This window comes from Bacillus cereus group sp. BfR-BA-01379 (assembly GCF_022663605.1).
GTDB lineage: Bacteria > Bacillota > Bacilli > Bacillales > Bacillaceae_G > Bacillus_A > Bacillus_A mobilis.
The window spans coordinates 1-22,457 of sequence record NZ_JAKUFT010000003.1 but is presented as its reverse complement, the minus strand read 5'-3'; the positions used below and the strand labels follow the sequence as shown (position 1 = coordinate 22,457).

The following is a 22,457-nucleotide window of genomic DNA, read 5'->3' as shown; positions in this document are numbered from 1 at the left end:
AACAGTAGCCTACAATTTTTTCAAAAGGTATGGCGAACTAACGTGTATAAAATAAAAAACTTCACGTTGTGACGTAAAGTTTTTAATAAGTTATACAACCAGCAATTACAATCCCAATGGAAAGCGATAGAAACATAAGAAAAAGACCGACTGCTTGATTATCTTCTTCGAGACTTTTGTTTATATTAAAGCGTGGTGTAAGCCACTCAGCTAAATAATAAACGATAATTTGAGCCAAAATACCAACTGCTCCCCACGAAACCATATCAAGAAGTGAAATAGAATTAGCTGCTGTCGAATATAAAACAATAGCTAACCCAAGTAATCGCCCTCCAAGTACATAGCTTACCGCCTTATTTCCTTGAGCCATTAACTTAAATTCTTTTACTTTCGTTGTCACTTCCATCAGGAAAAGACCAATGCATAAAAGTCCAAGTGTTACTGCTAAATATAATAAAAAATTAATCATATACTTTCCTCCTTTTTATTCCTACCGGTAAATAGTACGATTCATTCCCCGTAATTTTTTCCCCAGCGCGAATGCCTATACTACTCGCTTTTCCAGCAATTAAAAACGAACCAAACACATACGACAGTTTTTCCATCCCTTTCTCTGTTTCCAAGGATACGACTGGAAGTTCTGTATACTTTTGAAATATCGGCAGTGACGCTTTATACGTTTGGTGTACATTTTGACTCATAATATTTTCGTCCTTATCGCGAACGGTAATTGTGTCCCCTTCTCTACCAAATGAAGGTTTTTGAACGAAAGAACTTTTTCCTAAAAATAAATCTAGTTCTAAATATGTAGGTAACATATACTCTTTAATCCACTGTTGTTCCTCATTTGTATAATAAGCACCTTCTTCTGCTAGCCCCCAAATGAGACACTGAATTGATTTTGGCTGAAGTAAAAACGCCGATATAGGATTAACAATAAAAAGCTTCCCTTCTTTTACAAGTTGCAACAGTTCCACACCTACCAAATCTCCTGTTTCAGGATCTTGGTCCTCAATTAAATCTTCTATTGGATATGTTTGGCGATACAAAACATCAATCGGTACTCCATCGCTATCCACTAAAGCATCTTTTGTAATTCTAAGTTCTGACATTGGCACTACTTTATTTTCAACATGGCATAACTGACTCAAATACATAGTCGTATTCCAATCCTCAATATGTTCATGATGTGCTGTAAAAACAACATTTGGGTTGTCTATTCCCTTTATCGCTTCCATAACAGCTTTTGTAACACCAGAAGATAGTAATCGTTCTTGCCCTAAGTTCGGATCATCATAGCCTTGTTTTTCACAAACTTTTCCATTCATTTGAAAGCATTCCATAATAAAAGTTGGTGTATCACTATTAAACTCAAGCATTTTAATTCGGTTATCACCTGTTAAAACGAAATCAAATCGTGAAATAACAGATTCAGGATATAATCCTTTCATTCTAATGAAGGATAAGCTCGCAGGAGGAAATCCAAGTTCAAGAAGCTGTTCGTCACTTAAATGACGTAAAAGTCTAGCAGTCTTAAAAAAACTTTCCCCATTCGTTCAGTTGCTACTTGTAATTGTTTCATAGTCTCATTTGTTATCGAGAAAACATGAAACAAACTATACTCACATTCATATAAATCCGACCAGAAATCCGGATATATCGAATAAAACTCTTTTCGATCCCTTATGTATTGCGACATATGTTAGCCCCCAAATCCTCCCTTTGAACCGCTTCCAATTCCCCCTTTAAATTCCGCAGACGATTGATACGATTTAAACGCCGATGAATTTTTAAAAGTGGATTTATTTTGATAGTATCGCCCACCATAGAAATAATGTCCACGATAACCTGAACTACTATCATCACACTGCCATACCCCAAGTTCATCATCCCAATCCCAATCTGAACAACTATTATCATTCGGTTTTGGGGGAAGATCTTGTGCGCAGCCAAATAAGGTGCCAGTCATTAAAGACGTTACGACACCACCTACTAGCCATTTCGTTTTTGTCACCTTCGCACTCCCCTTTTTAAATTCTATTCCTATTATATAGGATGGCATGATAAAGTAGAAGAAAAAGGAAAAAGAGGGATAAAATGCGCTTAGAATATCGACTTAATGATGAAACGAAAGGGTATCCTGCTTTATGGAACTACGCAAATATTTCTAATCCTGAAATCATCGCACGCATGACTTGTGAATACTTTATAAAGGATAAAAATACATATGTTGTTACTGCAACTTCAGTAGATCCAGACGGCACAGCAGTTATATATATTCAACAAGAAACCTTTTCTAACGATCCTTCAGATCCTACTTACTTCCACATCGGTTTTGAAATTAGAGAGCTAAAGGATACGAGTTCAAACTTGATTGAAAGTAAAGATGTATGGAACTATGAAGAAATTTTGCCATCTCTTCATTCAGATATTATATATATTAAGCGCGACGGCACGCATATGGAGTTCACTTTAGATTCAAGAGAGATTGATGAAGACAGAAAGTGCTATATTTATTATGGAAACTTCACAGGTGAATCGAGATAAAGTGAAACTTTAATCAGTGGGGGTTCTCTTCATCCCCCACTGATTATTACCCCTCACCAATCGGACTTTTATGGGCAGCCCGACCCCCACCTAACTTCTTTGCTTTCGCTGATTTTTGAGGTGGGGGTCTTACTGCCCGTTAAAGCGAGATAACATGGATATATTTATGCAACAAAAAAACCTTACGTATAAAACGTAAGGTTTTTATTTAGCCCCACATATGCCGTTCTCTCTAGATGTCCATAAACCTGCTCTCACAGGTGGATGCTCTCACAAATGTTTGTAACGTCCTTCTTAAAAAGATGGCATGTTAGCTACATTTAAATATTGAACTTCCATATTAAACTTATTGGTTTAAGACATACATAAGCTACGTACACCGTAGGAATTTTATATAATGTTAGTTGAAATAAGACCCCCCGCACGTGCCGCTCCTCGTAAATGTCCAAAAACCCGCTACTCGCAGGTGGATGCCCTCACAGTTACCGTACATCTTCCTCCACAAGGAAGGCTTGATGATGGTCGCTAAATATTGAGCTTCCGTATAACTAACATCGGTTTTAGACATAAATAAGTTACGCACACCGCAGGATGTATTATTTACTTGTCGTTATATTATCACATTGTTTCCAATGTGTAAAATACAAAGTTTTTCGAGCAATTTCTTGCTTGTGACCTTATTTTAATACAAATTATTTTTGCATGCAAGTGATTAATCTTCTTCTTTTGCAATTTGATTTTCTGGGTAAGAAATCCAATCACTCCAGCTACCTGCATACAATTTAACATTCTGGAATCCAGCTAATTTCAATGCAAGAATATTTGGACATGCTGTAACGCCAGAACCACAATATACAATTGTTTCCTTATCTTTCGAAAGATTTTGGAATCGTTCTTGTTGCCCAGCTTCATTCTTAAATTGTCCTGATTGGACAATTCCATCCTTCCAAAAATAATTTACTGCTGTCGGAATATGCCCTGCTTTTGGATCAACTAATTCCTCTACACCTGCATATCGTTTTGGCTCTCTAGAATCAATTAACGTAACATCTGCACCTGCATGAATATTTTCTCTGACCGTTTCCATCGTTACAACCATATGAGCTTGTACATTTGCTTTGAATGTTTTTCGTATAGCAACAGGAATTTCCGTTGTTATCGGTAGTCCATTCTCTTTCCAAGCTGGAAATCCGCCATCTAATATATATACTTTCTCATGTCCTACATAGTTTAATAACCACCAGAGACGAGAAGCATTTGCACCCGCTTGACTGTCATATGCAATTACTGTCGTATGTTCGTCAATACCAGCTTGCGAAAGCTTGTCTGCAAATTCCTCAATATTCGGCAATGGATGGCGACCACCATGTTCTGTTACAGGACTAGATAAATCTAAATTTAAATCAAAATATAACGCATGAGGAATATGTTCTTCCTCATACTTTTCTCTACCCCAATTAGGATTCGCTAAATCAAAACGACAATCGATTATACGGACATTCTCATCTTCTATATGCTCTCGTAACCATTCGACTGTAACTATCATCTTTAACGACCTTCTTTCTCTTGCAAACGACTTACATACTCCATAACCATTTCTTCTGTAACATATTTACGCTGCAAGGTAACACCATTTTTTGCAAGAGCATTAATTTGCTTTGTTACAACATTAATGACATCAACCGAAAATTCTTTCCCATTTGACGCAAGAGATACGGCTGCTTCAATAGCTGCTTCACGCTGCGCATCTAATTGTAAACATGCTTTTACACTTTCATTTTGTTTACGAGAATGTGCTGTAATTGCTTTATGTACTTCCATCTTCTCTTCCCCCTAAATAAGTTATACGTTCTGATTCAATTCCATTGCAAGCCGAATCATGTCACGGCATACAATCCCATTTTCAATAATCTCTTCTTCATAATGCTTCGAAAAGTAATCAAAATCAATAGAAAAAATACGAAATCCACATTTTTGATATAAAGCAAGTTGTGAAACACTAGAATTGCCTGTACCAATTTCAAGCTTTGACATACCATATCCTTTAGCAGTTTCTATGGCATGACTCACTAGCTTCTTTCCAATCCCATTTCCTTGCAAATGCTCTACAACCGCAATATTCATAATTTCCATCGTCTTCGGCCTTGTTTCCAAAAGAACATATACACCGATAACTCTCTCCTCTTGCTTAGCTACATATGTTAAGCCTCTTTGTACATATGAATCAATTTGCTGCTCACTTGGATCAGCAAGCAATAATAAAGGTTTCGGTATAGCTTCTTTCGAAATATACTCTATTACTACATTCATAAAAAATTCCCCTTTCTCTATTGTTCTAATCCCTCCTTGTCTACCATAAGTAATAGAAAGGAGGGATTCACCATGGACAACAATGAGAAAAAATGCAACGTCATCTCTATTGATGGAAAGAAGAAGAAAAGCGACACGTATTCCTATCCAAAATTAGTAGTAGAAAACAAAACATATGAATTTTCTTCATTCGTCTTATGCGGTGAAACACCAGACGGCAGACGACTCGTTCTTACTCATATGATTTCTACCGATGAATTTGCTGGGTTTGTCAAATCTTTAGATACAGTACTGCAAAAGAAAATTGAACGAATCTTTTTCTCATAACGACTAGATCACATAAATTTCTTTTTCAATCTCCACTAACTGCTTTCGCAATTGTTCTTTACTTTGTTCATATAGTGATACATCAATCGTTTCAGCCAATGCAAATAATATACTTTCATAATAGTTCATCACATCTTGCTGCATCACTTTTTGGAATAAGTTCCATTTCATATCCCATTCTTGCTCATAATGATGAACAAATAAATCTTTTTCATCAGCTACATAGTTTGATACGAAAGGCTCTAATACAACTTTAGCCTCTTCTTGCATGGAAGCTTTATCATTTTTTTCAAAAAAGCTTTTTTCATTTTTAAAATGTGCCAATGCTTTTTTGAAATCTTTTATTTCAACTGAAGGGAACGGTTCTTTATGTGTAATATCTTTATATTCATAATCCACTGTTCCATTCATAGAAATTGATTCATTTTCTACTTTACAGTTCACCACAATTTCATTCTTTGCACGTTTCATCGCTTCATCTATCCATTTTTCAAGACGTAATGATGTCGCACGCATTTCTTGTAATAAATCATGCTGAATAAATGCTACTAATTCCATAACGCACTGTTGCAACTGCACTTTCACATTTCCATCCGTTCGCAGCGATGCTGGATTAATAAATTCAGTAAACACATCGTTATAGCGTAGGAATAGACGCTGGTGCACGTAATACAGCAATTCTTTCACTTCATTTTGCATCGCCTGCTCTTCAGCAAGCACACTATATGATGAAATAATATGAAGTAGTTGATCACGCTCTGCTTCATATTTTTTCGTTTGCTTCTCTTTCTCTTCATTCCCTTGTTTTGCACCATTTATCATATTTACTAAAAGCTGATCTGCTCCTTGCAATGCACCATATAAAGCATGAACAGATACGAGCATTAAATCTCTCATCATAAAGGATGTAAATGATTCCTCGAACTTAGCAATCCCAGAGTTTTGTAAAATACCGTACTTCTCTTTTTCAATATTCTTTCCTTGTTTCTCTTCAAGCGCACATAAACTTGAAATTGCGAATAAACGTGGATTTCTAATACCGTATTGCAATAGCTGATCTGCTATATACCCTTTTACCATTTCAAGTTCTTCTTCAGACTCTGCTAAATCGGCCGCATTAATTAAGAAGAACATTTTATCAAGAGCAAACGTATCCTTTACACGACCAAGCTGAATTAAGAATTCACGGTCAGCACGAGAGAACACATGATTATAATACGTTACAAATAAAATAGCATCTGCGTTTTTAATATACTGGAACGCAACATCCGTATGGCGGGCATTAATGGAATCCGCTCCAGGTGTGTCTACAAGCGCTACTCCTTGCCTTGTTAAAGCACAATCATAATACAGCTCCATGTACTCGACAAAACATGATTTTTCTTCATTCGCTACATAATCAGAAAACTCTTCTAATGTAACTTGTACTTGCTCTCCTAAATGAGCAGAAACCGTACCATACCCTTTTTGTACCGCTCGTAAAAAGCTAAATGTTGTTTTTTGCTTCCCAGTTGGTGAAGGATATTTCATAACTTTATCAATTTGTGCTAACGCTTCATCTAACGTAGTAATCTCATAATGAAACAGCTTATAAACAGCTTTCATATCTTCTAATAGAGCTTGCTTTGATTTAAATTGCACGATTACTGTTCCGTGTGGTTTTTCCTCTGTAACTGGCAAAATTTGATTAATCGTTGCCGTCGTCGGATTTGGTGACACAGGAAGTACCTTCTCACCAAGCAATGCATTGGCAAATGATGATTTCCCAGCACTAAAAGCTCCGAATAACGCTACTGTAAATTGTTTCGTTTCCACACGACGCCTTTTTTCTATTACCTCTTGCTGTACGTGTTTCAGCGCTGGCAATGGCTCTAATATCGTTTCAGCTTTCTTCACTTGCTCTAATATACGCTGAATATTTAAAGCTGCCGTTCCTTTTATCTCTTCCTCACGAGCCATTACGTTACTGTTTACGCTTTCCTGTTCTTGTAGTGTGAATTTCTCACTAACAATTTGTGTTTTACTTTGCAATATCTCCTCTATTTGCAATCCTTCTGGTGTAGCAATACGCTCGTGCCAAACATTTTGCAAATAACTTTCATATGCCTCCAAATTGTTACTGTATTGCAACTTCGTTTCTTTTGCTGTTTGCAACATCGTATATTTTTCTATCTCTTCTTCAATACGAGTAACTTCTTCCTTCACCTTTTGCTTTAAAACAACTGCACTTTTATCAAAAATTTGCCGTGCTTTTGTAAAATAACGTTTCTTCAGTTCATTCGCTACATCCGCTGTATAAAGAAGTAAGTAATCACCTGTGAAACCTGCACCTTGTTTAATGACTTCAGCTAACATTTCTGGTCCAAAAGCAATTTCTAATGCATATATGTCTTTCCCAATTTCCTCTGTAAACAATCCTTCTTCTTTTAAGAAGGCAACAATAAATTCTTTCACATGGAAATCAAGTTGCGTTTCAACAGTCTTTTGCAAGGCAGAATAAAAATCATCTAAACGTCTCTGTTTTTCTTGCTCCGTCTTTCCTTTCGCAAATAGCAAACCGACCTTAAACTTAGTTAATTTCGTTTCTAAATACGCATTTGCCAATTCTCTCATTTCAAATGGCATTAAATACGCGTTATCTAATATAGCTTGTAATCCTTTTATAAATTCGTTTCTCACATGAGATTCTTTACTAGCCTCGCGATGTTTAGTTTCCGTTAGCTCTTCTTTCTTTTCAACTATCTCTGAAATGGAAAGCGGTGATGCTAATTCTTCCTCATATTTCAAAAGAGCTTTTTCATTTTCAGAAAGAATATACGAGAAATGTTCCCCCATTAAATATTCTGTTTCTCGCTCCATTCCATCTCTTACATACTGCTCTTTTTCTTTCATAATAGAAGTAATTAATGTTTCTAAGCTTCCAATTTCATTATGTGTATGGTTCATCATTCGTAATGAAGTATAATACACTCCATCTACTTCAATATCCCAGTTAGAGAACGATTGTTTTACACTATCTTTATAATCCTCAAACGATAATTCATTTTCTTTATGTTTATCTATTTGATTTACAACGAGATAAACCGTTTTATTACGTTGTTTCAATTCTTTAACAAATTGTAAATTCACTTCCGATTGGACGTGATTATAATCCATCATATAAAAAATTACGTCTGCTAGATGCAGCGTTGATTCTGTCGCTAGTTGGTGGGCATCATCTGTTGAATCAATCCCTGGTGTATCAACTAACATAACACCTTCAGGAATTGGCGCATCATTCCGATAAATATGAACACCAATTACCTCATCACCGTCTTTACAAATTTGTTTTAACTCTTCAGCTGAATATGCACCGTCATACTCGTACTGTTCTCCAGATTTAACTGTTACAACAACACGATCCATCCCTTTTTCAATTTTGACAACGTTAGCACTTGTCGGAATTGGACTTGTCGGTAATAACTGCGCTTTATATAGATGATTCATCATCGTTGATTTCCCTGCAGAGAAGTGACCGCAGAACGCTATCATAAGCTGCTCTTGTTTATATTTTTGAATCACCTCAAACAACTTTAAACTATTCTCTGCATCGCCGTGTTTTTGCCACTCTTCATAAAAACAAACAAGTTTTTTCATACCGTTTGTCTGTACTATGTTTGTCATCCCCTTGTTCCCCTTTATCCAAGATGTATATACTATACCCGCTATTTGCGAGCTCGTAATCAGTGAGAGTTACCCCTACCCATTGATTACAGTTTCACTTTACTATCATACTAAATTTTCAGCATATTCTCATTAAAAATAAAAAATCCCTTTCATTCTTTTTACAAATGAAAGGGATTTTATGTCATATTACTCATTTTGCTGTTCCTACTCCATTTAAAACATACTTTGCAATAACTGCATATACAGCGACTGTACCTGCTACTAATGCATATACCATACTCATGCACCAACCTTTTTTGATAATGATTATCACTTTTGAATACATTTTATCATTAAAGAGAATCATTATCAACACTTTTCATAAAGAAAGCCCCTTATAAGAAGGAGCTTTACTGCCTGTTTTGAAGAAGGTTAAAACTTGTTGTGCACTCTTATTATATCTCATACTACGCAACTTAATAGTTAAAAAAAATGGAAATCTACCCTATACCCTCCATCTTACATTTTGTATAATAAAAGGGAATTAATTAACAAGGAGGAAAATAATGACACAAAATATTTCACAAGGCGAGAGGATACACTCCATCGATATTATTAGAGGAATAGCTGTACTAGGTATTTTTCTTGTTAACTGGCCTGTTATCGCTGGGATTGACTCACGTGATCTTTCAGGAGTTTATGAGGGGCTAGATAGCTATATCCGTCTGTTCTACGATATGTTTATTCAAACAAAGTTTTATACTATCTTTTCGTTTTTATTTGGCCTAGGCTTTTATATTTTTATGACTCGTGCTGAAGCGAAAACCGATCGTCCAAAAACTTTATTTGTTCGTCGCTTACTTATTTTATTATTATTTGGTTTCTTACATTACGTTCTTTTATGGGACGGAGACATTTTACATACGTATGCAATCGCTGGATTTTTCTTATTTTTATTTTATAAGAGAGAACCGCGTACCATTTTAATATGGGCAATCGTTTTATTAAGTATTTTTCAGTTTCTTATGCTAATTGCTAGTATTGGTATTGCCTTCATGCCAAAGGAGGAACTTGGGTTATCCTTACCAATCATGCCACTTGAAGACTGGGTGTCACAAATACAAAATCGTTTCCATGCATTTTATGCTGATGGAATTGGACTAAACGTATTCATGCTCCCAGAAACAGTTGGGCTATTTTTACTTGGTTTATATGCCGGTAAAAAGGATATTTTCCGCCGTACGAAAGAGTTAGATCCAAAGCTTAAAAAATGGCAAATTATTATGTTCATTTTAACATTGCCAATGTGGTTCTTCATGGTCCGTTATTTCTTATCAAAACCATCTTATGAACCAATTTATATGCAGGCCTTTACAATGTTTAGCGGAAAGACATTATTCATCTTCTACATTTTCACGCTTATGCGTTTATTACAAAAAGAAAAATGGCAAACATTATTACGTCCGTTCCAATACGTTGGTAGAATGGCGTTAACAAATTACATCTCGCATACAATTGTTACGTTACTTGTATTCGGACTATTGTTCAAAAATGATTATCTTGCTCCATTATGGGTAGGACCACTATTCTGCATCGGTTTCTACACGTTACAAATCTTTATTAGCCGCTGGTGGCTGTCACGTTATCAATACGGGCCACTTGAGTACATTTGGCGTCTTGGTACGTACGGGAAAATGATGCCACTTAAAAAGAAAAGCAAGGTCTCATAACGAGACCTTGCTTTTTTTACGCTTCTCTTACTGCACTTTGTATAGAAACTGGCTCTTCTTTTACTTTCGCTTTACGCTGCGGCACCATATTAAATACAATATTTAAAAGTACTGCTGACGCACTTCCAAGTACAATTCCGTTATCTGTTAAAATACGAATATTTTCAGGAAGTTGTGAGAATAAAGTAGGAACGACTGTAACTCCAAGCCCAATCCCAACAGAACATGCAACGATTAATAAATTTTCTTGTCTTCCAAAATCAACACTACTTAACATTTTAATACCATATGCCATTACCATACCGAACATTGCTAACATTGCACCGCCAAGTACTGATTTCGGAATGATTGTTGTAATAGCTGCGATTTTTGGAATGAACCCAAGAACGATTAACATACCACCACAAGTATAAATAATAACGCGATTTCTTACTCCAGTTAATTGAACAAGTCCTACGTTTTGAGAATATGTTGTATATGGGAACGCGTTAAAAATACCACCTAACACCATCGCTAATCCTTCTGCACGATACCCTTTTGTTAATTCTTTTTCACCGATTTTTTTATTACAAATATCAGATAATGCAAAATAAACACCTGTTGCTTCTACAATCCCTACGCAAGCAACTAAAATCATCGTAATAATTGGCGTCAATTCAAATGTTGGTGTACCGAAGTAAAATGGCTCAATACCATGGAACCAATCAGCCTCTCCAACCGCTTGCAAGCTTACTTTCCCCATAAATGCTGCAACGATTGTACCAAATAAAAGACCTAGTAAAATAGAGATTGAACGGATAAATCCGTCAAAGAAACGATACATAATGATAATAAATAGTAACACACCAAATGCTAATGCTAAATTTTCTAGACTACCGAAATCCTTGCTTCCTACTCCTCCAGCCATATCATTAATTGCTGCTGGAACAAGTGTAACTCCAATTACGGTAACGACAGATCCTGTTACAACTGGTGGAAACAGTTTTACAAGCTTTCCAAATAATTTCGCAAAAATAACTACGAATAACCCCGCAGCAATAATTGCTCCATAAATAGAAGACACGCCGTATTGTTTTCCGATTGCAATCATCGGCCCAACCGCTGTAAATGTACAACCAAGTACAACTGGGAGTCCAATACCGAAAAAGCGATTTGATAATGCTTGTAAAATTGTCGCAACGCCGCACATTAATAAATCAATTGAGACTAAATATGTTAACTCTTTTTGATTTAAACCAAGTCCACCGCCCACAATAAGCGGGACGATAATTGCACCAGCATACATAGCAAGCATATGCTGCATACCAAGCGATGCGATTTTAAATGGATGTTGCTTCATCGCTTATTTCACCTCCGCAGTTTCATGCTGTACAAATGTAACTGTGCCGTTATCAAGTGATGCAATTTCTGCTAGTGACTCAACACGAACTCCTTGTTCACGAAGCTTCTTTCCTCCATCTTGAAATGCTTTTTCAATAACAATACCAATACCTGCAATACTTGCTCCTGCTTGCTCTACTAAACTCATTAAACCTAAAGCAGCCTGACCGTTTGCTAAAAAGTCATCGATAATTAAAACGCGATCAGTTTCATCGATATGATTTCGAGATAATGAAATTTCATTCGTTTCTTGTTTCGTAAATGAGTATACGTTTGCAACGTACATATTATCTTGTAACGTTAACGATTTACGTTTTCTTGCAAAGATTACTTTTACACCAAGCTCTAATGCAGCCATAACTGCTGGTGCAATGCCTGAAGATTCAATCGTCACGATTTTTGTAATGTTCTCTTCTTTAAAACGTTTAGCAAATTCTTTTCCGATCTCTTGCATAAGTACTGGGTCAATTTGATGATTTAAAAATGCATCTACCTTTAATACGTCACCAGATAAAACCTTTCCTTCGTTCAAAATCTTTTCTTGTAATACTTTCATGTTTGTTCCCCCTCTTATGCAATAAAAAACTCCAAAAGCCGCCACCACTCGTTACAAGTGAGAGACGCGCTTTTGGAGTTTCGCAAAAAAGAATGCTAAACAAGCAAATATATTCGTCCTCACTCATAGTCAAAGTATTTACGGTACTTCGGTAGAAACTTGCAGGCCATATCCCCGCGATTATATGAGTGTAGCTAACTATTTATTTTATAGAAGGATTATAACGCACTTTTTAATTTTTGGAAAGCATTTATTAAAAAAACACGTACAAATTTTATAAAAACACTATTTTCGTTCGAGTTTTGCAAACTCTTACATTTCTTATTAAAGCTTCGTTAAAATGATCGGACCATCTTTCGTAATCGCAATTGTATGCTCATATTGAGCTGATAATTTACCGTCCATCGTTCTTGCAGTCCATCCATTTAAATCTACTTTAGAATAGCGCATACCTACATTTACAATGGGCTCAATTGTAATGACCATTCCTTCTTGTAGCTCAGGTCCTTGCCCTTGTTTACCAAAATGAAAAATTGCTGGTTCTTCATGAATCTCTTTACCGATCCCGTGCCCTGTAAAGTCTCTTGCAACAGAAAAACCTTCATTTGCTACATAACTTTCAATTGCATAGCCAATGTCCCCTACATGATTACCGATTACCGCCTGGTCAATCCCTTTATACAAAGCATTCTCTGCTACTACTAATAACCTTTCTGCTTCATCAGAAACTTTTCCAACTCTATACGTCCAAGCAGAATCTGAAAGACCACCATTTAAGTTTACTACCATGTCAATTGTTACAATATCACCCTCAGTTAAAGGAATATCATCCGGAAACCCATGACACATTTCATCGTTTACAGATGCACATATCGCATATGAATACCCGTTGTAACCTTTCTGCTGAGATATTGCACCATGCTTTTCTAAATACGCTTCAACAAACGTATCAATTTCTTTTGTCGTAATACCTGGTTTCATCATTTTCGCAATTTCCCTATGACATGAAGCAAGTAATTTCCCAGATTCGTGCATCAAATCTATTTCATTTTTCGTTTTAATTGTAACCATGCTATCTCTCCTTGCTAAACTACTATTTGCTACTAATACAAATCCTCTTCCAAAACTTCCGAATTATAAATCCAAACATCATTTCCCCTATTTTCTGAATGTAAATTTTTATTTCATTCGTTTTTTAGGTATTACATCTAGTATTTTTTATTGATGTTTATTTATAAACAAAGTATATTGTAACTATACTATTAAAAGGAGGATTGTTAAAGATGATGCACGCAGGAAGACTACGTCAGCAAACTTTGAACAATAAGTAACTTAATATGTTCAAAGGCTCTGTTTTCATAAAGCAGAGTAAACGGGATTAGTCTGCACATTTTTAATAATCTTCAACGGAAGAGTACACTTTCCACATGAAGAAAGGCAGATATACGTCTGTCTTTTTTTCGTATATTTTTTCATACAAAGAGAGGCGTTTATTCATTATATCCTCGTTTACTCTTAACCACAGACAGAAGTCCGTCTGTGGTTTTTTTATGATTACATTTTCTTATATCTCGCTACTTTAATCATATTGATGTAGTTAGAAACAATTAGTAACAGAAAACATTAAAATTAGAATAAACATTTGGAGGAAATGAAAATGAATACACTTAAAGTTAAACAATTAGCAAATAAGGAAGGCCTAAATATATTAGAAGATTCAATAGTAATTAATGAATCTGGCGTTGACTTTCAAGTAGCACACGTTAAAGAACAAAACGGGGATAAATGGATACTAAGAATTCCTCGTAAACCAGAATCTATGAGACATGCCCAACGAGAAAAAAAAGCATTAGAACTCATGAAAAAACATGTAGAATTCCAAGTTCCTGATTGGTCTATATTCTCTGAGGAACTAATCGCTTATAAACAACTAAGTGGCGTTCCTGCCGCTACTATCGATATAGAACGACAAGAATATGTATGGAACTTTAATGAAAAGAATGCACCAACTGAATACAATATTTCATTAGGAAAAGTTCTAGCGAATTTACACTCATTACCTCAGCAAAAATTTAACAATATAGGTGTTGAATTGCTTACTGCTAACGAGGTAAGAACTTCTATGAAACAAAGGATGAATCGAGTGAAGAAACAATACGATATCAATCAAAACTTATGGGATCGTTGGCAAGCATGGCTAGCTGAAGACTCTTTTTGGCCATCTCATGTAGGAGTAAAGCATGGGGATATACATCCAGGTCATATCCTGATTGATAATAAAAATAATGTAACGGGCTTAATCGATTGGACAGAAGTAGGGATTGCTGATGTTTCAATCGATTTCACATCTCATTATCTGCTCTTTGGGAAAGATGGACTAACAAATTTAATTCACTCTTATGACAACGCTGGCGGTAAAACTTGGTCAAGAATGGATGAACATATTATCGAACTTCTAACAACGAGTGGTATCACTGTTGCTGAATACGCTCAAGTGTCAGGTTTGAAAGACATGCATGAAATAGCTGTACACATGCTAGCAACTGAAAGTTAATGAAGTTACAAACAAAACAGAAGAAGATTCTTCTGTTTTGTTATTTTTTACATATATAACTCATTCTCAAAAACTCAAAACAACTACCATTCGTCTTCTGGACAAACGTTCCAACTGCTTCAAATCCTGCTCTTTTATACACTTTTATTGCTCTCTTATTAAATGTCGCTACTGATAATGTTATATAATTGCAACCATATTGTTCTTTACTAAAAGCTAGTCCAGCGTTTATGAACTGTAATCCTAATCCATTTCCAGTTATATCGGGTTTCATTCCAAGACCTATATCAACCGCTCCATCATTTATTTTACAAACAGTTAAAAAACCAATGAGAGCGCCATTTTCCTTCACAGAAAATGTATGATTTCCTCTACTGTCTCCCGCTAAAAACTCAGCTAAATCTCCTTCATCTGCCTCTATATCGTAAAAGGAATATTTCCCTTCATAATGCCAGTTATATGCAATTTCTTCTGCTTCTTCTTGCGTCATTACTGTATATGTATAAGTCATTCTTCTATCCCCTTTAAAAAAAGAGCTGCAAGTAAGCAGCTCTTTTTTATAACTCATAAATTTCTTTATACTTCGCTTCTAAATAATCCGCTAAGTAGTTTGCATTTAACCCTTCACCTGTCACATCTTTTAAAATTTCAAGTGGCTTTTTCGTTTTACCGTATTGGTGAATATTTTCTGTTAACCATTCACGAATTGGCGTTACGTTTCCTTCTTCTAATAATGCATCAAAGTTCGGAATGTCTTTTAACATTCTTTGCTTAAATTGCGCTGCATACATATAACCAAGCGCATAAGATGGGAAGTATCCAAATGAACCACCAGCCCAGTGAACATCTTGCAATACACCTTGTGCATTGTTTTCCGGACGAATTCCTAAATATGCTTCCATCTTATCATTCCAAGCCGCTGGCAAATCCTTCACTTGTAATGTACCATCAAATAATTCTTTCTCAAGTTCATAACGAACCATAACGTGAAGCGGATACGTAAGCTCATCTGCTTCTATACGAATGAATGATGGCTTCGATTCGTTAATCGCATCATAAAACTCGTCTACTGATATATCATTGAATTGGCCATCGCTATACTCTTTTAATAAATCATAATTTTTCTTCCAGAATGATTTATTACGACCGATAAAGTTCTCAAAGAATAATGATTGTGACTCATGAATCCCCATAGATGTTCCACTACATAGCGGTGTACCTTCAAATTTCTCAGCAATATTTTGTTCATATACAGCATGACCACATTCATGAATTGTTCCAAACACAGCCATACGGAAATCTTTTTCGTCATAGCGTGTCGTAATACGAACATCCCCTCTATTTAATGTAATCTCAAATGGATGTACCGTTTCGTCAAGACGACCTGCTTCAAAGTCATAATTTAATTGCTTTAATAGCTCTAATGTAAAGTTTTTTTGTTTTTCTTTTGAAAAATGTTCTGATAAAGCACTTGTCTTTAATCTCTTTTGTGACTCCGATATTTCTTTTACGAGCGGAACGATACGCTCACGAAGCTGACCAAATACGTGATCTAACACTTCTACTGTAATACCCGGCTCATACATATCTAATAATGTATTATATTTATATGTTTCATAACCCCAATATGTAATGAATTTCTTTTTAAATTCAACTATTTGTTCTAAATACGGACGGAACATTTCGAAATCAGATTTTTCGCGAGCTTCTTCCCACACACTTTCCGCTTTCGCTTCTAATTTCACATACGCTTCATATTCCGCTTGTGGAATTTTTTTATTTCTATCATATTCTTTACGACACTCTTCAACCATTTTCTGCGTCGTTTCAGGAATTTTATCTTCACGTATTAAAGCTTCAAGTTCTGTTAAATAGTTCCCCATCTCATCTGAAGTCGACATTACAAATACTTCTGATGAAAGCATACCAATTACTTCTGAACGCTGGTCTACACCTTTTTTAGGCGCACCTGTTCTTAAGTCCCAAAACATTAAGCTTAATGCTTCTCCGTAATTTTGTATCTTCTTCACATATGTTAAAAATTGTTTTTCTACTTCATATGTAGCTACTGTCATCGTATAAAACCTCCCTTTCCTACCTCGAACTTAATTCGACATGGAAATCTAAATTCCTTTTATAATAGAAAAAAAGCTTGGCAAGCGCCAAGCTTTCTCCTTATAATTCTTTACCTTCTACTGGTAGTACGTTTTTCACCGCTTCTACCACTTTCTCATCTTCTGTATTAGATAAGAAGATTGATATAGCACCTTTATCGTCGCTCGTACGAATTAAACGTCCAATCCCTTGACGAAGACGTAAAATCATATATGGTACATCTACATCCCAGAACGGATCATTTACATGTTTACGCTTCGCTTCAAACACAGGATCGTTTGGAGGGAATGGTAATGACCAAATGATAACATGTGATAACGATGAACCAGGAATATCTAAACCTTCCCATAAATGAACGGCACAAAGTACAGTCTCTTCTTCATTTTGGAAACGAGAAACGAGCTGACTAATTTCTTGATCCCCTTCATATAGGAACGGAACGGACATTTGTTCTTTACTTACATATTCTTTAAACGCTGCAAGTTCTTGTGTTGTACGGAATAATACAAGTGTACGTCCATTTGTTTTCTGTATATTTTCAAGTGTATATTGACACTTTCTTTCCCATTCATTTTCTTTCGTATGCGATAGTAAGTTTACTGCCATTTGCTCCTCATAATCAAACGGTGAGGCAACTGAGAATGATAAGTAATCTTTTACCCCTAGGCTATTTGCTGTAAATGCGAATGAATCGTTATTAGATAATGTAGCAGACGAGAAAATATACGGGATTTTCTTCGAGAATACTTTCTCTTGTAATACTTCTTCTACCGCACGTGGCATAATCACTAACGTGAAGGCTCCATCACCTTCTTCACCCCATGTAATTACATTTTTCTCGTGCATGAACAGACGAAGTGAATGTTCTAATACATCTAAATGTTCATCAACGATATTTAAGTCATACGTGTTTACTGTATGCATTTCACTTTCAAATACTAATGCATCACCGACTTCACCAATTTTCGCATAAAGTCGCTTCGCTTCAGCAGTTACTTTTTCTGTCACAGTAATTTCTAAACGATCAGAACCGGCAATTTCTTTTTTATTTTCTTGTAACACATCAAAGAATCGCTCTGTTTGCCAAATTGTTTCTTCTACTAAATGCGCAAACTCTTCACGAATATCGTTTTGCAACAATCTCGTTAAAAGTTGCTCCATCATCGTTTGCTTTAAACGATACGTTAAAGCTTTTTGAGCTGCATATTCTACAAGATGTCCTTCATCGAATACCACGCAGCTACTTTCTGGTAATAACGGAATTTGTCCTTCACGTTTACGAGCATCATACGTCCAAATATGATCCATATAGAAATCTTGAGAACAAATAATTAAATCTGCTGCTTTACGATAATGTTCACGAGAAAGAGTTTGACCACAACGATGACGAGAATCACAAGTGAAGCAATCTTGGAAGTAATCCCAATTTACTTTTGACCATTCCTCATCATTTAAAAGCGGAAATTCTTTTCTGTCACCGTAGTGAGTAAAGTTTTGCATCGTACCATGGTCGAATACAAACTGCGGTAATTCGTAGTATACATCTTCAATTACTTCTGGAGCTCGTCCACTCATAACATCTTCAAGTTTACGTAAACATAAATAATTATCCATTGATTTCGCAAGTCTAACATCAACAGATAGTCCTAATGCTTCAGATAACTTAGCAATGTCCCCTTCTTCTTTCACAAGCTGCTCAATTAACGTTTCATCAGCACAAGCGATAATAGCTGGTTTTCCAGTATAACGTGCATAGCAAATTGCATATAGAAGATATACAATTGTTTTCCCTGTTCCTACACCCGCTTCTGCGAACATTACTTTCTTTTCTTGGAAAGCACGTTCTAATTGAAACGCCATAAAAATTTGTTCATCACGCTCTTCAAAACCTTTTTCCGGAAGGATGTCGTAAAACACATCTCCAATCCACTCATTCAACTTATCATAAAAATTATCTTGTTTCCCTACTTCAAATGGTAATCTCTTCTCAGTAAACATCCTTAGCCTCCAACCAAAAAGTTTTTCTATAAAAAGATATAGCAACTGCTACTCATATGTGTGCAGCCACTTTCCCCTGTTGCCATACATAGAAATACACGAAAAAAAATTTTCCTTTCGAAAAAGGAAAATTTTCTTCTATATTAATGACTTTAAATACCGTTTATCAATCGCTGTTTCATGCGAAAGAGCTGACAAATATTCATCTTGTGCTTTTTGTATTTCATCTACAATCACACCTTGACTATCCACTTCTTTTCCGAGCTCGTCATACGTACGGTGAATAGCTTTTTGAATCATTGATAATTGGAAACTATCCATACCACTTCCTCCTTTACGCACTACATAATAGCCAGTATATGCGTGCTGGAGGAGTTTTATACTACGAGTTACGCGGTGGACGTTTTCCGAAGTATTGGTAGTAATCTGTACGGATAAATCCATTAAACAGTTTACGTTTCTTCGATGCATCTTTTCCGTAACACTTTTCAAATGCTTCGTAACTTGTTAATACATACGCTGACCATGTGTCTAATGGGCGGAATACTTGTCCCATTTCTTTGTACAATTGTTCAACGAGTGCTTTTTCACTTAAACGTTCTCCGTATGGAGGATTCGTTACAACATATCCATAATCCTCTTTTGTCGTGAAATCTTTTACTTGCATTTGTTTAAATGTGATCAAATCACCTAAACCTACTTCTTCAGCGTTATCTTGAGCAACTCGAATCATACGATGATCGATATCTGATCCAATGATTTGTAGTGGTTGATTGTAATTCGCTAAATCTTCAGCTTCTTGACGAGCTTCACGCCAGTTTTGTTTACCAATCCAGCCCCACTCATCTGATGCGAAGCCACGGTTAAATCCTGGTGCAATATTTTGGCCAATTAATGCTGCTTCAATCGGAATTGTACCTGATCCACAGAAAGGATCCACGAAAGGACGATCTGGCTTCCAGTTTGTTAACTTAATTAAAGACGCAGCCAATGTTTCTTTTAATGGCGCTTCCCCTTGATCCATACGGTATCCACGTTTATGAAGTCCAACACCACTTGCATCAATTGTTAACGTCGCAATATCTTTGAGCATTGCGATCTCAATACGGAATAACGGACCATCTTCTTCAAACCAAGTTGTACGTTTATATGTTGTTTTTAATTTTTCAACGACAGCTTTTTTAACGATACGTTGGCAATCCGAAACACTGAACAACTCAGATTTTAATGATTTACCGATTACTGGGAACTCTCCGTTCTCTGGAATATAATCTCCCCAGTTTAATGCTTTCGTTTTTTCAAACAGCTCATCAAATGTTGTCGCTTTGAATTCGCCAACTTTAATTTTCACACGGTCCGCAGTACGTAACCATAAGTTCGTGCGACAAATCGCCTTTTCATCTGCTTCAAATGTTACTTTGCTGTTTTCCACTTGGCATTCATAACCAAGATCACGAACTTCTCGGGCAACTAATGCTTCAATACCCATTGCCGCTGTTGCGATTAAAGTAACTTTTCCCATTTGCATTCACCTCTTATGTATAGTCAAACAATGATTAATAGCAATTTGTCCTATTAATCATTACATTTTACGAAAAATTTTCTCATTAACCATTTTAACTCATAATTTATAACTTCATACAAATAAAAAGCCCTCCTCTAACAAAGGAGAGCTGAGTTATTTCATAGTTGGTTCATAACGTTCTGTAAGCCATGTTCTGTTCCTTTGTACTGCAAACGGCCCACGCCTCGTACTCCGGTGGCAATCATCTATCTACAGGTTATACAACCTGTCCTTTCCCATCGTTCATTTCCTTGGAAAAGATTCCCCTACCATTATTTGGGTTTCTCGCTCGTGGGGTTTACCTCGTTCCACTCCTATCATTTCTTCAAGGACTTCGTCACTGTGGCACTTTAAAGGTAGTCAAACCATATCCGAAAGGACTTAGGTTTTTTCCCTGCCGTTAAACCAGCCTCACAGCCAGAATACCCTAGCTTATGAATTGGCTAGGCACGAACACTACAGCCATCTCAGGCCGTGCGAGCATGGACTTTCCTCTACAACGTTGGCGTTGCAGCGATTACCCAAACGTTATGACATCCATTAGTATAGTGGAAACAAAAAGATTTTGCAATGTTTTTTTCTATGTAAAATGCTTTAACCTTTTTACCACTAGAAATTATTCGTATAACTTACTTCCAAATACAGCTTTTTCTAAATTAGATAGACGTTTTAAAATGTCCGTATTCGTGTTGTTATATACAGGTTGTGCAACTGGTGTTTGTACAACTGGTTGTTGTGGCACTTGCGTTGCTACTAGTTTTTGTTCCTCTAATTCACGCTTTAAACGAGCGTTTTGTTGCTTTAATTGGTCAAACTCCTTGTGGAAAGCTTCATAGTCTTTAATGATCATATCAAGGAACTTGTCTACTTCTTCTTGTTGATAACCTCTCATGCCTGTTTTAAATTCTTTTTCTAAAATATCTTTCGCTGTTAATTTAATTTTATCCGAAATCATTTTCTTCACCTCAAATTTTTGCCAAAACTTTCATTACCTAAATTTTTTCAGAAACAATGCCTTTTGTCAATCATATATACGAGTACTATATTACATATTACTCAGCATTATTCCACTGTTCCTCTTCTATTATATCTTGTAAATCGGAAAAAAGAATAAAATAACTGTGATAATTTTCTATTTCTCCTTTTTTCTTTGCTGCTTCTACAATATATTTAGGACTCCCTGGTTTTTCTTCATCATATACAGCTAAAAGTGCATCACTTTTTTCAATAAAAAATTGATTTTTTAATTTAAATTGCTCTGGGCTTTCGTACTTCCGTTTCGTAATACTATCAATATGGTCTGCTTGAGAGAGAATAAATTCATAATATTCACGGTTGTCTTCTTTCCAGCTTTCTTCTTGTTCTAAAAACGGAGTAAATACCGCTAATTTTAAATCCGGATATTCTACTTGAATGTCAAAAACAACTTCAGCAGCCCATAATTCGACCCCTAACTGTCCACTTATTATCACCCATTCCAAACCTTCTTCTACAAAAGTAGTTAATTTTCGGTGCAATGCTTTTTTTATACATTCCACCCCTGGATGATCATTTTTAAATATACCAAGTTCAAATGGCTTATATCCCGTTACAGCAATAACTTTCATATCAACACTCCAATTACAAAAAAAGAACTAGCATTTCGCTAGTTCTAACATATCATTTACTTTTTAAACATTCCACCAACGTTTGGTCCAATATTTGGACCGAATGGTGATACGTTTGGTCCAA

General features: G+C 35.9%; 20 protein-coding genes, 3 other RNA genes, 1 pseudogene and 1 riboswitch. Of the genes and pseudogenes, 4 read left to right on the top strand and 20 right to left on the bottom strand.

Annotation, left to right across the window (positions count from 1 at the left end):
- Positions 1–82: 82 nt before the first annotated feature.
- From MR113_RS01795 to MR113_RS01785, 3 genes and pseudogenes are all read right to left on the bottom strand, one after another.
- Positions 83–469, bottom strand: a complete 387-nt coding sequence (locus tag MR113_RS01795) for a DUF350 domain-containing protein (RefSeq protein ID WP_000606861.1) — start codon at positions 467–469, stop codon at positions 83–85.
- A pseudogene (locus tag MR113_RS01790) lies at positions 462–1,699 on the bottom strand (glutathionylspermidine synthase family protein). The gene MR113_RS01795 and the pseudogene MR113_RS01790 overlap by 8 nt, the downstream one beginning before the upstream one ends.
- A gap of 3 nt (positions 1,700–1,702) precedes the next feature.
- Positions 1,703–2,014: a hypothetical protein gene (locus tag MR113_RS01785; RefSeq protein ID WP_000169030.1), complete on the bottom strand. Its 312-nt coding sequence runs from the start codon at positions 2,012–2,014 to the stop codon at positions 1,703–1,705.
- Between the two features lie 83 nt (positions 2,015–2,097).
- Here MR113_RS01785 and MR113_RS01780 point away from each other — a divergent pair, with 83 nt between their 5' ends.
- Entirely contained in the window at positions 2,098–2,547 is a 450-nt protein-coding gene (locus tag MR113_RS01780; RefSeq protein ID WP_242250765.1) for a hypothetical protein, read from the top strand.
- Positions 2,548–2,754: 207 nt separating this feature from the next.
- Here MR113_RS01780 and ssrS (MR113_RS01775) read toward each other — a convergent pair.
- The 5 genes from ssrS (MR113_RS01775) to MR113_RS01755 all read right to left on the bottom strand — a co-directional run bounded on the left by ssrS (MR113_RS01775) (position 2,755) and on the right by MR113_RS01755 (position 4,857).
- Positions 2,755–2,938, bottom strand: a non-coding RNA gene (ssrS, locus tag MR113_RS01775) — 6S RNA.
- A 21-nt stretch (positions 2,939–2,959) separates the two neighbouring features.
- Positions 2,960–3,143, bottom strand: a non-coding RNA gene (gene ssrS / locus MR113_RS01770) — 6S RNA.
- Positions 3,144–3,259: 116 nt separating this feature from the next.
- Entirely contained in the window at positions 3,260–4,093 is an 834-nt protein-coding gene (locus tag MR113_RS01765; protein ID WP_242250764.1) for a sulfurtransferase, read from the bottom strand.
- A 2-nt stretch (positions 4,094–4,095) separates the two neighbouring features.
- Positions 4,096–4,368 carry a YpbS family protein gene (locus MR113_RS01760; protein ID WP_016088583.1) on the bottom strand — a complete coding sequence of 91 codons (273 nt, stop codon included), beginning with the start codon at positions 4,366–4,368 and terminating at the stop codon, positions 4,096–4,098.
- Positions 4,369–4,389: 21 nt separating this feature from the next.
- On the bottom strand, positions 4,390–4,857 hold the full coding sequence (locus MR113_RS01755) for a GNAT family N-acetyltransferase (protein WP_242250763.1): 468 nt from the start codon (positions 4,855–4,857) through the stop codon (positions 4,390–4,392).
- Positions 4,858–4,929: 72 nt separating this feature from the next.
- Between MR113_RS01755 and MR113_RS01750 the strand changes: the two genes are divergently transcribed.
- Complete coding sequence (locus MR113_RS01750; RefSeq protein WP_000369740.1) at positions 4,930–5,184, top strand: DUF3931 domain-containing protein; 255 nt, start codon at positions 4,930–4,932, stop codon at positions 5,182–5,184.
- Positions 5,185–5,187: 3 nt separating this feature from the next.
- On the opposite strand, the gene MR113_RS01745 is transcribed toward MR113_RS01750, so the two are convergent.
- The gene (locus MR113_RS01745; protein WP_242250762.1) at positions 5,188–8,847 is read right to left on the bottom strand and encodes a dynamin family protein; all 3,660 of its coding nucleotides are present in this window, start codon (positions 8,845–8,847) and stop codon (positions 5,188–5,190) included.
- Positions 8,848–9,395: 548 nt separating this feature from the next.
- Between MR113_RS01745 and MR113_RS01740 the strand changes: the two genes are divergently transcribed.
- Positions 9,396–10,559 (top strand): DUF418 domain-containing protein, encoded by a 1,164-nt coding sequence (locus MR113_RS01740; protein WP_242250761.1) that lies wholly within the window; start codon positions 9,396–9,398, stop codon positions 10,557–10,559.
- A 16-nt stretch (positions 10,560–10,575) separates the two neighbouring features.
- Here the strand turns inward: MR113_RS01740 and pbuX are convergent, their stop codons facing one another.
- The 3 genes from pbuX to MR113_RS01725 form a co-directional block, all read right to left on the bottom strand.
- A complete protein-coding gene (pbuX, locus tag MR113_RS01735; protein ID WP_242250760.1) occupies positions 10,576–11,898 on the bottom strand; it encodes a xanthine permease PbuX in 1,323 nt (440 codons plus the stop codon).
- A 3-nt stretch (positions 11,899–11,901) separates the two neighbouring features.
- Positions 11,902–12,495 (bottom strand): xanthine phosphoribosyltransferase, encoded by a 594-nt coding sequence (locus MR113_RS01730; RefSeq protein WP_000866491.1) that lies wholly within the window; start codon positions 12,493–12,495, stop codon positions 11,902–11,904.
- Positions 12,496–12,601: 106 nt separating this feature from the next.
- Positions 12,602–12,703: riboswitch (purine riboswitch) on the bottom strand.
- A 116-nt stretch (positions 12,704–12,819) separates the two neighbouring features.
- Positions 12,820–13,566 carry a type I methionyl aminopeptidase gene (locus tag MR113_RS01725; protein ID WP_242250759.1) on the bottom strand — a complete coding sequence of 249 codons (747 nt, stop codon included), beginning with the start codon at positions 13,564–13,566 and terminating at the stop codon, positions 12,820–12,822.
- A 586-nt stretch (positions 13,567–14,152) separates the two neighbouring features.
- On the opposite strand from MR113_RS01725, the gene mphL reads away from it, so the two are divergent.
- Positions 14,153–15,049, top strand: a complete 897-nt coding sequence (gene mphL, locus MR113_RS01720) for a macrolide 2'-phosphotransferase MphL (RefSeq protein ID WP_242250758.1) — start codon at positions 14,153–14,155, stop codon at positions 15,047–15,049.
- 40 nt (positions 15,050–15,089) lie between these two features.
- Here the strand turns inward: mphL and MR113_RS01715 are convergent, their stop codons facing one another.
- The 8 genes from MR113_RS01715 to MR113_RS01680 all read right to left on the bottom strand — a co-directional run bounded on the left by MR113_RS01715 (position 15,090) and on the right by MR113_RS01680 (position 22,333).
- Entirely contained in the window at positions 15,090–15,560 is a 471-nt protein-coding gene (locus tag MR113_RS01715; protein WP_242250757.1) for a GNAT family N-acetyltransferase, read from the bottom strand.
- A gap of 46 nt (positions 15,561–15,606) precedes the next feature.
- Positions 15,607–17,124 carry a carboxypeptidase M32 gene (gene ypwA / locus MR113_RS01710; protein ID WP_242250756.1) on the bottom strand — a complete coding sequence of 506 codons (1,518 nt, stop codon included), beginning with the start codon at positions 17,122–17,124 and terminating at the stop codon, positions 15,607–15,609.
- Positions 17,125–17,224: 100 nt separating this feature from the next.
- A complete protein-coding gene (locus tag MR113_RS01705) occupies positions 17,225–19,162 on the bottom strand; it encodes an ATP-dependent DNA helicase (protein WP_088065974.1) in 1,938 nt (645 codons plus the stop codon).
- 138 nt (positions 19,163–19,300) lie between these two features.
- Positions 19,301–19,483: a DUF3921 domain-containing protein gene (locus tag MR113_RS01700; RefSeq protein ID WP_242250755.1), complete on the bottom strand. Its 183-nt coding sequence runs from the start codon at positions 19,481–19,483 to the stop codon at positions 19,301–19,303.
- A 61-nt stretch (positions 19,484–19,544) separates the two neighbouring features.
- Positions 19,545–20,684 (bottom strand): THUMP domain-containing class I SAM-dependent RNA methyltransferase, encoded by a 1,140-nt coding sequence (locus MR113_RS01695; protein ID WP_000521222.1) that lies wholly within the window; start codon positions 20,682–20,684, stop codon positions 19,545–19,547.
- A gap of 180 nt (positions 20,685–20,864) precedes the next feature.
- Positions 20,865–21,255, bottom strand: an RNA gene (gene rnpB, locus MR113_RS01690) — RNase P RNA component class B.
- An 87-nt stretch (positions 21,256–21,342) separates the two neighbouring features.
- Complete coding sequence (gene gpsB, locus MR113_RS01685; protein WP_000622425.1) at positions 21,343–21,681, bottom strand: cell division regulator GpsB; 339 nt, start codon at positions 21,679–21,681, stop codon at positions 21,343–21,345.
- A gap of 97 nt (positions 21,682–21,778) precedes the next feature.
- Complete coding sequence (locus MR113_RS01680) at positions 21,779–22,333, bottom strand: SLOG family protein (RefSeq protein WP_098259180.1); 555 nt, start codon at positions 22,331–22,333, stop codon at positions 21,779–21,781.
- Between the last annotated feature and the right edge of the window lie 124 nt (positions 22,334–22,457).